Source organism: Streptomyces sp. NPDC102514, from assembly GCF_055584525.1.
Genome location: NZ_JBVJLW010000001.1, coordinates 859,827 through 872,857, shown reverse-complemented (window position 1 = coordinate 872,857; position 13,031 = coordinate 859,827). Strand labels below are relative to the sequence as shown.

Annotated in this window: 12 protein-coding genes; 5 read left to right on the top strand and 7 right to left on the bottom strand. The window is 70.3% G+C overall.

Annotation, left to right across the window (positions count from 1 at the left end; translation table 11 throughout):
• The first annotated feature begins 73 nt into the window (after positions 1 to 73).
• From ACZ60E_RS03790 to ACZ60E_RS03775, 4 genes are read left to right on the top strand one after another with little or no spacing between them, the layout of a single operon-like run.
• Complete coding sequence (locus tag ACZ60E_RS03790) at positions 74 to 1,051, top strand: polysaccharide deacetylase family protein (protein ID WP_469437701.1); 978 nt, start codon at positions 74 to 76, stop codon at positions 1,049 to 1,051.
• Complete coding sequence (locus ACZ60E_RS03785) at positions 1,048 to 2,379, top strand: MFS transporter (RefSeq protein WP_453793313.1); 1,332 nt, start codon at positions 1,048 to 1,050, stop codon at positions 2,377 to 2,379. The genes ACZ60E_RS03790 and ACZ60E_RS03785 overlap by 4 nt, the downstream gene beginning before the upstream one ends.
• Entirely contained in the window at positions 2,379 to 3,209 is an 831-nt protein-coding gene (locus tag ACZ60E_RS03780) for an SDR family NAD(P)-dependent oxidoreductase (RefSeq protein ID WP_469437699.1), read from the top strand. Before ACZ60E_RS03785 ends, ACZ60E_RS03780 begins: the two co-directional genes overlap by 1 nt.
• The gene (locus ACZ60E_RS03775) at positions 3,206 to 5,479 is read left to right on the top strand and encodes a 2-dehydropantoate 2-reductase (RefSeq protein ID WP_469437697.1); all 2,274 of its coding nucleotides are present in this window, start codon (positions 3,206 to 3,208) and stop codon (positions 5,477 to 5,479) included. The genes ACZ60E_RS03780 and ACZ60E_RS03775 overlap by 4 nt, the downstream gene beginning before the upstream one ends.
• 87 nt (positions 5,480 to 5,566) lie before the next feature.
• Here ACZ60E_RS03775 and ACZ60E_RS03770 read toward each other — a convergent pair whose 3' ends face one another.
• From ACZ60E_RS03770 to ACZ60E_RS03750, 5 genes are all read right to left on the bottom strand, one after another.
• On the bottom strand, positions 5,567 to 7,069 hold the full coding sequence (locus tag ACZ60E_RS03770; RefSeq protein WP_469437695.1) for a glycoside hydrolase family 43 protein: 1,503 nt from the start codon (positions 7,067 to 7,069) through the stop codon (positions 5,567 to 5,569).
• Between the two features lie 603 nt (positions 7,070 to 7,672).
• On the bottom strand, positions 7,673 to 8,146 hold the full coding sequence (locus tag ACZ60E_RS03765) for a MarR family transcriptional regulator (protein WP_469437693.1): 474 nt from the start codon (positions 8,144 to 8,146) through the stop codon (positions 7,673 to 7,675).
• A 25-nt stretch (positions 8,147 to 8,171) separates the two neighbouring features.
• Positions 8,172 to 8,657 (bottom strand): MarR family winged helix-turn-helix transcriptional regulator, encoded by a 486-nt coding sequence (locus tag ACZ60E_RS03760; RefSeq protein WP_469437691.1) that lies wholly within the window; start codon positions 8,655 to 8,657, stop codon positions 8,172 to 8,174.
• Between the two features lie 117 nt (positions 8,658 to 8,774).
• Complete coding sequence (locus ACZ60E_RS03755; protein ID WP_469437690.1) at positions 8,775 to 9,392, bottom strand: NADPH-dependent F420 reductase; 618 nt, start codon at positions 9,390 to 9,392, stop codon at positions 8,775 to 8,777.
• 170 nt (positions 9,393 to 9,562) lie between these two features.
• A complete protein-coding gene (locus ACZ60E_RS03750) occupies positions 9,563 to 10,297 on the bottom strand; it encodes an SDR family NAD(P)-dependent oxidoreductase (protein ID WP_469437688.1) in 735 nt (244 codons plus the stop codon).
• Positions 10,298 to 10,430: 133 nt separating this feature from the next.
• Between ACZ60E_RS03750 and ACZ60E_RS03745 the strand changes: the two genes are divergently transcribed.
• Complete coding sequence (locus ACZ60E_RS03745) at positions 10,431 to 11,036, top strand: TetR/AcrR family transcriptional regulator (protein WP_469437687.1); 606 nt, start codon at positions 10,431 to 10,433, stop codon at positions 11,034 to 11,036.
• Positions 11,037 to 11,084: 48 nt separating this feature from the next.
• On the opposite strand, the gene ACZ60E_RS03740 is transcribed toward ACZ60E_RS03745, so the two are convergent.
• A complete protein-coding gene (locus tag ACZ60E_RS03740; RefSeq protein WP_469437686.1) occupies positions 11,085 to 12,062 on the bottom strand; it encodes a helix-turn-helix domain-containing protein in 978 nt (325 codons plus the stop codon).
• Positions 12,059 to 12,949, bottom strand: coding sequence for a peptidoglycan-binding protein (locus tag ACZ60E_RS03735; protein ID WP_469437685.1), 891 nt, complete (start codon positions 12,947 to 12,949; stop codon positions 12,059 to 12,061). Before ACZ60E_RS03735 ends, ACZ60E_RS03740 begins: the two co-directional genes overlap by 4 nt.
• Positions 12,950 to 13,031: the final 82 nt, after the last annotated feature.

The window sequence follows — 13,031 nt, the reverse complement described above, 5'->3', positions numbered from 1 at the left end:
CCGCGTATCCGCGACCTCTCCCACGCCCCGCTCCCCCACTTTTCCCGTCCTGTCCCCGACCCGTGGAGTCACCATGCCCACAGACGACTCCGGCCTGCCCGCGGAGAGCTGGCGCTGGACCGAACCGACCTGGCGCGGCCACCTCGACGCCGTGCGCGCCGGACGCCGGCTGGTCCCCGACCGCTGGCCCGGCGGCGCCCGCGTCGCGGTCGCGATCTCCTTCGACTCCGACCACGAGACGATCCCGTTGCGCGACGGCGAGACCAGCCCCGGCCGCCTCGCCCAGGGCGAGTACGGCGCCCGCGTCGGCGCGCCCCGGATCCTCGATCTCCTCGCCCGGTACGGCGTGCCCGCCACGTTCTTCATGCCGGCGGTCTCCGCCCTGGTCCACCCCGAGGAGGCGCGCGCCTACACCCGGGACGGGCACGAGCTGGCCGTCCACGGCTGGATCCACGAGCGCAACATGCTGCTGGGCCGCGACGACGAGCGGGAGCTGACCGCACGCGCGCTGGACACCCTCACCACGCTGACCGGGCAGCGGCCCGTCGGTATCCGCACGCCGTCCTGGGACTTCTCCGACTCGACGCTCGACATCATGCTCGAACTCGGATTCGCGTACGACTCCTCGCTGATGGCCGACGACGAGCCCTACGAGATCGTCGCCGGGGGCAGGCCCACCGGTCTGGTCGAGATCCCCGTGGACTGGATCCGGGACGACGCCCCGTACTTCACGATGGACCGCTACGGCTCGGTCCGTCCGCACAGCCGTCCGCGCGACGTGCTGGAGATCTGGACCGACGAATTCGACGCCGCGTACCGCGACGGCGGTGTCTTCCAGCTCACCCTGCACCCGCACGTCATCGGGCACCGCTCGCGCCTGGTGGCCCTGCGTGAACTCCTCGACCACATCGCCGCCCATTCCGACGTCTGGTACGCCACGCACGCCCAGCTCGCCGACACGGCCCGTGCCGTGCTGGACAGCGGGGTGACAGCCGGAAACGACCAGACGACCGCCCGTTCCGTCCCCGACGCCCCGGAGCAGACGCCATGACCACCGGATCCGCCACACCACCCGCCGGCCCCCTGTCCAAGGGCGGCGACTCCCCCGCCCCGGGCAGACTGAGCCGCGCCCAGCGCAAGGCCATCGTGGCCGGCACCATCGGCAACACCGTCGAATGGGTCGACTGGGCCCTGTACTCGATCTTCGCGAAGATCATCGCTGACGAGTTCTTCCCCAAGGGCGACGGAGCGGTGGCCCTGCTGTCCACGCTCGCCGTGTTCGCCGTCGGCTTCGTGATGCGTCCGGTCGGTGCCGCCGTTCTCGGGGCCTACGCCGACCGGTACGGCCGTAAGAAGGGCATGACCCTCACGGTCGCGCTGATGGCGGGCGCCGGCTTCCTGATCGCGATCACCCCGAACTACGACACCATCGGTGTCCTCTCGCCGCTGATCCTGCTCCTGGCCCGGCTCGTACAGGGCTTCTCCGCGGGTGGCGAGTTCGGTTCGTCGTCCGCCTTCCTGGTGGAGTCGGCCGCCCGCGGCAGGCGCGCGTTCGCCGGGTCGTGGCAGCAGGTGTCGGTCGCGGGCGGTGTCCTCATCGCCTCGCTCCTCGGCACCCTCACCACCTCGGTGCTGAGCGACGACGCCGTGCACTCCTGGGGCTGGCGCGCCGCGTTCATCTTCGGCGGGCTTCTGGGCCTGGTCGGACTGTGGCTGCGCGTGACGGTCGAGGACACCGAGTCCTTCACCCAGGCGCAGGACACCGGCCGCACCCGTACCAACCCCGTCAAGACGATGTTCGTCGAGCACCCGGCCGCGACCCTGCGCGTCGCCGGCATCACGATCGCGGGCACGCTGACCTACTACATCTGGGTCAACTACCTTCCCACGTACGCGAATCTGACCACCGGCATCCCGCTGAAGACGGCCCTGCTGTCGCAGACGCTCTGTCTGGTCGTGTTCGTCGTCGCGCTGCCGTTCGTCGGGCTGCTCTCGGACAAGATCGGCCGCAAGCCGACCATGGCGGCCTTCGCCGGCGGCTTCGTCGTCCTGGCCTGGCCGCTGCTGCACCTGCTCAGCGGCAGCTTCCTGAGCCTGTTCCTGGTCCAGCTCGTCGGCATGCTGCTGATCCTCGGCTACTCCGCCAACTGCGCCGTCATCATGGCCGAGCAGTTCCCGGCGGAGGTACGCGCCACCGGCATCGCCCTGCCCTACGCCCTCGCCGTCGCGGTCTTCGGCGGCACGGCCCCCTACCTGACCACCTGGATGCACGAGAACGGCCACAGCGACCTGCTGTGGATCTACGTCTCCGGCGCCGCACTCATCTCCCTCGTCGTCTACCTCACGATGCCGGAGACCAAGGACAAGGAGTTCGACTGATGGCGCACGTGCTCGTCACCGGTGCCTCGGGCGGTATCGGCGGCGCGATCGCCGAGGAGTTCGCCGCACGGGGCGACCTGCTCACGCTCGCCGACCGCGATCCCGAGGCGCTGGAGCGGACCGCGGCACGGCTGGGCGGCGGCGCGGCGACGCACACCGCGGACCTCACCGACGCGGACGCGCCCGCAGCCCTGGTCGAGGCGGCCTGGGCGGCACACGGGCCCGTGGACGTCCTGGTCAACGCGGCGGGGGTCTATCCGTCCCTGGACATGGCCCAGGTCGAGGCCGGTGCCTGGGACCGGCTGTTCGCGGTGAACCTGCGTGCTCCCGTGCTCGCCACCGCCGCGTTCGCCCGGCTCGCCATGGCGGCCGGACGGCCCGGCGCGGTCGTCAACATCTCCTCCGGTTCCGCACTGCGGGCCCGCCCCGGCGGAGGCCCGTACGCGAGTTCCAAGGCCGCGCTGGAGATGGCCACCCGGGCCGCCGCCCTGGAACTGGGCGAGCACGGCATCCGCGTCAACGCGGTCAGCCCCGGGTTCGTCCAGGTGTCCAGCGACTGCAATCCCGTCTCGGCCGAGTACGCCGCGGCCATCGGCGGCAATCCGCTCGGCCGCCCGGGAAGCCCCCAGGACATCGCCCGCGCGGTGTGCTGGATCGCGGGCCCGGACGCCTCCTGGATCACCGGGGAGGTCCTGCGCGTGGACGGCGGATCCAGCACGGGCGCCCTGCACCTGCCCCGCATCTGGCAGCCCGGCGACACCCGCGCCACTCCGCACGCGGCGATCCCGGTCGCCGGCGCCACCGCCTCCACGGAAGGACTCCTGACATGACCGCCCCCTCCCCGCAGCGGGCCGCCTACACCGTCGTCGGCGGGGGCGCGATCGGCGGCACGCTCGCCTTCGCCCTCGCGCGGGCCGGCCATCCGGTCACCGTCGTCGACACCGACCCCGCCCACGTGGCCGCGATCCGCGCCCGCGGACTCGTCGTCGCCCACGGCGAGTCCCGTACGAGCGTGCCGGTCGCCGCCGCCACTCCGGACGAGTTCACCGGCACCCTCGGACGGGTCCTGCTGGCCGTGAAGGCACAGGCCACGGGTACGGCGGCGGCGTGGATCGCGCCCCGTCTGGAACCGGACGGCTATGTCGTCTCGCTCCAGAACGGCTTCAACGAGGGCCTGATCGCGCAGCATGTCGGTGCCCCTCGCACCGTCGCCGCGTTCGTGAACATCTTCGCCGACGTGGTCGAACCGGGTGTCGTCCTCGACGGCGGCGCCGGAGCCCTCGTCATCGGCGAGCCCGGCGGCGCCCCGGTCAGCCCGCGCGTCCGCGCGGTCGTCGCCGACCTGCAGAGCTGGGGCCCGGCCGTGGCCAGCGACAACGTCGAGGGGTACCTGTGGGCCAAGGCCGGCTTCGGCGCGATGCTCGCCGCCACCGCCCTCGCCGACGCCCCCATGGCCGACCTGATCGACCGGCACCGGCCCGCGATGGCCGGCCTGACCGGTGAGATCTTCGCCGTCTCCGACCGGCTCGGCGTCACCCTGGAGGCCTTCGACGCCTTCGAACCCCTGCCGCTCCGGCAGGGTACGGATCCGGCGGCACGCGACGCCGCCTTCGACCGCCTGAGTGCGTGGCTGCGTACGCAGGCGAAGGACCGCAGCGGCATCTGGCGCGACCTCGCCGTACGGCACCGGCCCGTCGAGGTGACCACCCACTACGCCGACGTCTTCGACCACGCGGCCCGCGCAGGACTCCCCACGCCGCTGCTGCGCACCGTCATGGACGGCCTGCGCTCACTGGAGGGCGCCCCGGACGGGATGTCGGAAGCACGGCTGGAGGAGCTGGACCGCCTCGCCGGGCAGGCGGCACCCGGGCGGCCGGACGACCCGAACCGCCCTGCCCCGGCCGCGATGCCCGGCCGGCTGCCGGAGGTGGAACAGGCCGCGGCGGTCCGGCGCTGGCTCGACGAGCACCGCGAGGACATGGTCGCCGACCTCGACGCGTACACCTCGCAGGGCAGTGCCAGCGACGACCCGGACGACCTCGACGCCTGTCTCGGCTGGCTGCGGGACTGGCTCGACCGGCGCCTGGGCGCACCGGACACCGAGGAGATCCTTCCCCGCGCGAAGGCCGGAGCGGGGGACATCCTTGTACGCCGCTATCCGGCGCGGGACGCCGTCGCCGAGGACGGTCGGCCGGTCCTGCTCCTCGGGCACTACGACACCGTCTGGTCGACCGGCACCCTCGACGACTGGCCCTTCCGGCGGGACGGCGACCACATCAGCGGGCCCGGTGTGTTCGACATGAAGGCCGGTCTCGTACAGGCGGTGTGGGCCCTGCGCGCCCTCGACGCCCTGGGCCTGCCCAGGCCGGCCTGCACGCTGATGCTGAACGGCGACGAGGAGACGGGCAGCCTCGCCTCCCACGAGGCCATCGTCGCCGAGTCGCACGGCAGCAGGCTCGCCATGGTCTTCGAGGCGGCGGCGGACGGCGCGATCAAGACGGCCCGCAAGGGAGTGGGACTGTTCACCCTGACGGTCACCGGCAGTGAGGCCCACGCCGGGCTCGACCCGACCGCCGGGGCGAGCGCGGTGGACGAACTCGCCCACCAGATCCTGCGCCTGGCCGAACTGCGCGCGCCGGACGCGGGGACCTCACTCAACGTGGGCGTGGTGGAGGGCGGCACCCGCAGCAACGTCACCGCGGGACGCGCCGTCGGCCGTATCGACATCCGTGTCGCCTCCGCGGCCGAACAGCAGCGGATCGGCGACGCTCTCGCCGCCCTGCGCCCGGTCGATCCGCGCACCAGCGTGGAGATCAGCGGGGACTGGAACCGGCCCGTCTTCGAGCGGACCGAACAGGTCGCGGCGCTCGCGGAGTTGGCCCGCCGGTGCGCGGCGCTGCTCGGGGAGGACCTGCGGGAGGCGTCCGTCGGCGGAGCGAGCGACGGCAACTTCGTCGTGGCCGCGGGGACGCCCGTCCTGGACGGCATCGGGGCGGTCGGCTCGGGCGCCCACGCCCGCTCGGAGAACACCTCGGTGTCCGGCATGGTCGCACGCTCCGCGCTGGCCGCCACGGTGTTGGGGGCGCTGGCCGCCGGATAACTCTTACTGACACCTGTCCTGCCCCGGCGCGAAGCCCACTCGGCTTCGCGCTGGGGCAGGACCGTCAGTGTCCGCACCGCCGGGTCGTCATCCCGCGGGCGCGACGGCCACGTTGTCGAAGGCAGCCTCGGTGTCGAAGACCCGGACGCCGTTCGCGCCGCTGCGGTAGGTGCTGTCGCTGACGGAGATCTTGGGTGTCGTCATGTCGTCGACGAACACCTTGATCGAGGAACCGACGGCGGTCACGCGCAGCCGGTGGGCCGAGCCGGAGCCGACGGTCGTGCGGGCGGTCGCCAACTCGGTCCAGGAACCGTTCGCCCGGCCGAGGACCACCTTGCCGCTCGGGCTGATGCCCGCGTAGTAGCCCGTGTAGCTGTCCCAGCCGACCGACGGCCCGCTCACCCTGAACGTCAGGCCCGCGTCCCCGCCGCCCGAGGTGACGCTGACGTCGGCGTCGTAGGTGAAGTCGGCGAAGTTCGTGTCCAGCAGCGCCTTGCCGCCCAGGTTCCGCCCCACCCGGTACTGTCCGCCGCTGACGGACCATGTCCCGCCGTACGTCTTCCAGCCCAGCGCGTTGCCGTCGGCGAAGTTGTCCTTCACCTGCATCGCGACCCGCCGGATGGTGCCGTCGGCGTTGAAGTACAGCCGGTCGTAAGCCAGTTGACGGTGATTGCCGTCGGTCTCGCTGAGCGGACGGCGGTGGTAGACGATGTACCAGATGTCGGTGCCCGGCACGTTCACCACGGAGTTGTGGCCGGAGCCCTTGGCGACCGCCGGGTCCTGGGCGAGCACTTTGTCGATCTTCCGGAACGGGCCGGTCGGTGAGTCGGACATCGCGTACGACACCGAGTAGTCGGGGCCGGTCCAGCCGCCCTCCGACCACATGAAGTAGTACTTGCCGTTGCGCTTGAACATGTAGGAGCCCTCGGTGAAGTTCTCGGGGGTGATCTCCTTGTAGGTGGACCCGTCGTCGAACGTGCCCAGGCTGGTCATGTCCGGGTTGAGCTTGACGACGTTGGAGTGGTGCCAGCCTCCGTAGTACATGTACGCCTGGCCGTCGTCGTCGATGAACACGTCCTGGTCGATGGGCTGGGCCCCGTTGTGGAACTGCGAGATCAGCGGCTTGCCGAGAGCATCCTTGTACGGGCCCTCGGGACGGTCGGCGACGGCCACGCCGATGCCGCCCAGCTCGGAGTCGCTCTGGATGTCGTTCGCGCCGAAGTACAGGTAGTACTTGCCGTTCCGTTCGACCGGCGCGGGTGCCCAGACCGCGTACTTGGCCCAGGAGACGTCCGCCGTCTTCAGGACGTTGCTGTGCTTGGTCCAGTGGACCAGGTCGGTGGAGGAGAACGCGTCGAGGTGGGTCTGCTCGGCGTAGGGCTTGGACGCCGTGGGGTAGACCCAGAACTTGCCGTCGTAGACCGCGATATCGGGGTCCGCGTACCAGCCGTCGACGAAGGGGTTGCCCGCCTCGGCGGTCGAGTACTCGGGCGCAGCGACGGCCGTGGTGGGCGAGAACATCGCCACGAGGCCGCCGACCAGCAGCGTGGCACAGGACTTGGCGAGAAACCCGGTCGATCGGACAGTCACGAGAACCTCCGTGGGGGTGAGGCCGGCGATGACAGACAACGTTGTCGGGAGCTCTGTACCGAGAAGGTGTTCATGGGGTGGCTGCAAGCAGCTGTTTACATCGTTGCAAGTGGGCTGTAAACCCTTTGCGCACGGATGGTCAACTGACGGGTCGTGGTCGGCCTCGGTCATATGACCGGGATGAACCGCCCCAGCGGGGGCACTCGGGCTCTGCGACACCAACGGGTGCCGCGCTTCCGACAGAGAGAGAAACCCGTGTACATCGGTCTGGGCACCATCGTCGTCATTATCATCATCATCGCCGTCGTCATGATGCTGCGCCGCCGCTGACATGAATTCGGCCTTGACCGCGGCCCGTTGGGCGGGAACGCCGGAACCATGCACGTCCTGGTCGGCGCCGGCCTGCTCGACCCGGCGCCGACTCTTTCCTTGGGTGGCCGACCAGCCCGGCGGCTGCCAGTTGGCGGCCAGCAGACCAGCACGGACCTTGCCGAGGACGCGGGGCACCAACCGCAACACCTGCATCTGCATCTGCATCTGCATCTGCATCTGCGAGTAGCCCAACTCGTGTCACGGATGCGCCGTTTGATCTCGCCTGTGATGTCAGGCCGTCAGCGTTGACAGTTCCGCGTTGGCACGTTCGGTGACGAGGGTCAGGACGCGGCCTGCGGCGGCCAGGTCCTCGGCGGGTATCCCGCCCCAGATGCGGGCGGAGATGGGGGCGGTCTCCGCGCCGACGGCGGCGAGCAGTTCGCGCCCCGCGTCGGTGGGGCGAAGGTACGCACCCTCGGCGGCGAGCAGTTGCTTCGCCAGCAACTCGTCGAGCGTGGCACGGATATCGGCCGGATCCGCCTTGAGGGACCCCTGGACCTGGGCGAGGAGATCGTCCGGCGTCTGCGGGGTGTCGGAGGTGAGGGCCGCACGCAGAGCGACCTGCTGCTGGAACGTGGCGCCGTGCCGGGCCAGTACGTGCTCCAGGACTCCGCGCGCGGCGTAGTGGGCCAGGGCGAGGTCGCGGGCGTTGGCGGCGGGTGCGGTGGTGGTGGATGCGGTAGCAGTGGACGCGCTGGTGGTCATGTTGTTGTCCCCCTGATTTCTCTCGTCAAGCGCTCTCATCGTTCGCGTTCGGTACGGATGGATCGAGCGGTACGTCGAGCAGGGCTGTCAACTCCTCGGTGAACGCACGCGTTCGCGGGGCGTCGAGGCCGCCGAGCGGGTCCAGCAGTTGCTGGAGCAGTTGCTGGACCACCCCGATGGCCCGCCGTGTGACGGCCGCCCCCTGCTCGGTGAGCGCCAGCTGTACGGCGCGCGGGTCGCGGGGATCACGGGTGCGCTCGACCAGGCCGGCCGACTCCAGTGCGCGCGCCAGCTTCGAGACGTACAACGCCTCCAGGCCGGTGTGGTCGGCGAGGCGGCGCTGGCTGGGCCGCTCGCCGGTGCGCCGCATGCCGTACAGCGACGCGACCAGCGAGTACTGCGCGTGGGTGAGACCCAGCGGAGCCACCGCGCGATCGACCGCGACGCGCCACTTGTTGGCGAGTCGCCACACCAAGAAACCGGGTGTGGGGCCCGGTGAACCCTTGCTCATGCCAAATAGAGTACATAGACATAATGTCCATGGCTACTATTTTTGGAGGGTCCTCACCACGAAGGACTGGGGCTGGTCGAGCCGGACGCTCGCAAGGGTGTGACCAGGAGTGAGCCTTCAGAGGGCCTTGGCACCCAAGGCGATGTCGAAGCCGCCGCCGTTGCGTGCCAGGCCCACCAGGAGGATGCCGGCCCATTCGAGGGCGTGGGCCATGTCGAGCCCTCCTGCGTCGAGGGCCCGCATGTCCAGGCTCTCCAGAAACGCCGCGACACACGCCTTCGCCTCGGCGTCGTCACCGGCGAAGAACACGTCCACCGGCTTGCCCTCCGCGAGGACACCTTGGAGGATCGAGTTGAACGCCTTCACGACGTGTGCGTCGTCGGGGGCGGTGGCGGCGATCTGCTGGGACACCGAGGTGCCCGGGGTGGTCACCAGCCCACTCACGTCGGCGTTGAACGGGTTGGTGATGTCGACGAGGATCTTGCCGGCCAGCGCGTCGCCGTAGTGCGCGACCACTTCGACCGCGCCGGTGTACAGGACGGCCACGATGACGATGTCACCCGCGGGCCTTGCGCCGTACGTGCCGACGGTGGCTCCGTTGCCGACCTGGTCGGCGAGCGCCTGAGCCTTGGCGGCGTCGCGGCTCATGAACTCGACGGTGTGGCCGCGCTTCGCCGCCCGGGTACCGATGGTGGCGGCCATGTTGCCCGAGCCGATGATGCTGATGGTGGACATGATGCGTGTCCCCTTGCTGTGTATGGATCAGTTGTTGTGTAGGGATCAGTTGTTGTGTAGGGATCAGTGAGGTGTGCGCCGACGCTTGCCGACGGGCCTCCCCCAGGGGGAGAGCCGGGCGCCGCCGCGGATGCCCGTCGGTGCGGCGCCGTCGACCAGCAGGGACGTGCTCAGATGACCGTGGTGCCGCCGTCGGCGACCAGTTCCATGCCATTGACGTAACTGGAGTCGTCCGAGGCCAGGAACAGCGCGGCCGACGCGATCTCCTCAGGGCGGCCCATCTCCCGCCGCGGGATGACGGATTCGAACTGCGCCTTCATCCGTTCGTCCATCACCTCTTCCAGGATCGGCGTGGCGACCTGGCCGGGAGTCAGCACGTTCACCCGGATCCTCCTGTCCCTCAGCTCGGCCACCCACACCCGTGCGTAGGCGGGCAGCACGGCCTTGCTCGCCGCGTACACACCCCAGTCGGGATAGCCCCGGAGTGATGCGTTCGACCCGGTCATGAGGATCGAGCCTCCGTCGTTGAACAACGGCAGCGCCTTCTGGACCGTGAACAGCGTGCCGCGCGCGTTCAGCGAGAAGGCGGCATCGAACTGCTCCTCGGTGATCGCGCCGAGCCTGCCCTGCCCGCCTGTCCCGGCACTCGCCCACAGCACGTCGATCGCGCCCTTTTCCTGCTTGACCGTCTCGAACAGGCGGTCCAGATCGTCGAGGTCGGCCGCATCACCCTGCACGCCGGTCACGTTCCGGCCGATGAGCTTGACGGCCTCGTCCAGCGCGTCCTTCCGCCGGCCCGAAATGAAGACGTGAGCTCCTTCGTCGGCGAACAACTTCGCACCGGCCAGTGCCATCCCGCTCGTCGCGCCCGTGATCACCGCGACCTTGCCATCGAGCTTTCCCACGATGCACTCCATTCATCTGCCGTGCCGAAATTAAGTACACCATTCTGAGTACTTAACGATGACCGTAGCGAACCGCGGCGAGCGGTGCAAGCTATGCACACCGATCGGTACCCACATGGGTTAGGCTGGGCGTATGGCAGAGCTGGAGAAGGGGCCGCGAGGCCTGCGCCGCGGCAGGGGCGCACGTGAGCGCATCCTCGGCGCGTCACAACAACTGTTCCGTGATCAAGGCATCGGCGGCACCGGCATGGACCAGCTCTGCGCGGTCGCCGAGGTGTCCAAGCGCACGCTCTACCAGCACTTCACCGGCAAGGACGACCTGATCGCCGAGTGCCTGCGCCGGTTCGATCCCGACATCCTGCCGGAAGTGTTCGACCGCACCGATCTCACGCCTCGCGAGCGGCTCCTCGCCGCGTTCGACGCCCACGCTCCCCTGTGCCCGTACATCGCGGCGGCCGTCGAGATCCCCGACCCGGACCACCCGGCCCGCGTGTACGCCCGCGACTACAAGAAGGGCTTCGCCGCCCGGCTCGCGGAGACCGCCCGCGAGGCCGGCGTCACCGATCCCGAGCAGCTCGGTGAGCAACTGGCGCTGCTCCTGGACGGCGCCTCGGCCCGCAGCCGAGTCCTCAACACGGACGCGTTCGCCACCGCAGCCGCCATCGCTGCCGTCCTCGTCGACAACGCCATCCCGACGGCAGCGGTGGCAGTACCGGCCGGCGCCGGCGCTGCCGAGTAGCGCCGCCAGGATGACGACGCGCGACGCAGGGCTGCCGCTCCGGTCACCTCAGCTTGTGGAAGCGGCCGTTGCGGAGGGTGCGACGGACTCGTCCCGGCGTGTCCTGAAGCATTCTTTCGCGCCGCCCGTCGCGGGGCTGAAGCAGACCTGCATCGCCGTCCCGGGGCCGGCCACGCTCATCAGGGTGTGGACGTAGGTGTCCACCTCGTTGCGGCTCGTGACCCTCGCGCCATGGCGGGAGCCGTTCCGGCCGCCCGTCCGCAGCTCGATCCGGTCGTTCACCGCCGCGCCCCACATACGGGCCCAACTCGCCCCGCATTCCTCGCTGTAGCGGATCTGGATCCAGGCCCCCGTGGCGGTCTCGTGCTCGGCGAGTGTCGTCGGCTGAGCGCCGCATTTCATCGCGATCGGGTCCTTGTCCTGGCAGGCATTGTGACGGCACAGCGCCCCGGTGGTGGAGGGCGGCGCGGGGGACGGAGGCGCCTCCATGCCGTGCGAGGGGGGCAGGTTGATGAGCACGAGCGTTCCTACGACCACCGCGCAGACCGACACCAGGGCGGTGAGGACGGCTACGGGCCGGTGGCTGGTCGGGCGGGTGCGGGTGCGAGTGCGGGTCCGGGTGCCTGTGAGGTCGACGCCGTCCGGGGGTGTCTCGGTCGGGCCGGTGTCGGGTGGGGTTGTCCCGGAGGGGGCGTTGGCGTCCGGTGCCGTCTCGTTCTGCGGCGCCGCCTTCGTTCCAGGCGTTCCAGGCGTTCCGGGCGTTCCATGTGTCCGATGCGTCCGGTGTGTCCGGGCGATGTCCAAGAGCGCCAGCGGGTGGTCGGCTGGTTCGCCGACCAGACGGCACAACTCCATGACCGCGCTGCGCGGCGGCAGACTCTTGCCGTTGAGGTAGCGCTCCCAGGACGACTTGCTGAAGGTGGTCACGTTCGCGAGCTGCGCCAGGCTCAGGCCGGTGCGCTGCTTCAACTGCTGCAGTACGAAGGCCAGTCGGGCGCCCGGCGGCGAAGGTACAGCCCCTGTCATCCGCGCAGCGCCTTCCAGGAGCGCGGCCCCAGCATCCCGTCGACGACCAGGCCCGAGCGCTGCTGGAACGATTTGACGGCCCGCAGTGTCAGCGGGCCGAACATGCCGTCGATCCCGCCGGGTGAGATGCCGGCCCGGCGCAGCAGACACTGCGCCTCGGCCACGTCGGCGCCCGTGGCCCCGTAGACGATCTCGTCGTTCCGGCCTTCGTTGATGCCTGCCGACCAGCGGCCGTCCACGCGGGTGATGCGGCAGGTGTAGGAGGGTGACGGCGAGGCCGCGGCGGTGGAGGGCGGGGCTGCGACGGTCGCCTGGGTGACGTCGTCGTCGAGGCGCAGCATGAGCAGCAGCGCTGCCGAGAGTGCCACGGCCAGGGCTACGACGCCTGCCGTGAGGGCGATGTGCGGGAAGCGGCCGTGAGCGGGTGCGGTGGCCGGGGGCGTCGTGGGCCCGATCAGTGTGACCGAATCCTGCCCCTGGTCCTGTCCGTGTCCCTGGTCCTGCCCGTGTTCCTCGTCCTGGCCCTGTCCGTGTCCCTGATCCTGCCCGTGTCCCCGGTCCTGGTCCTCGTCCTGTTCCTGCGTCGTGGGCCGCGGCTCTACGGCGGTCTTGGCGCGGCGGCTGTCCCAGGTGTCGGCGGCGACCTCGTGCAGCGCGAGCAGCGGGACGGGGTCGGCACCCGTGGTCCGGGCCAGTGCCTCCAGCGCCTCCCGGGGCGGCAGCGAGGTGCCTCCCAGGTACCGCTCCCACGACCTGGAGCTGTAGCCGGTCTTTGCCGCGAGGTGCCGCATCGTCAGCTCGCCGTGATCCTTCAGCCGACGTAACTCCTCCACCAACTGCCGTGCGCAGGGATCGAGTTCGTCGGACAGCGGCTTGTAGCGCGACATGTTTCCCCAAATACGTTCATGAGCGTGAGCAGCGACCCCCTTCGCCGCTTCGCATTCTGCATGAGCCCGTCACATCTGTCAC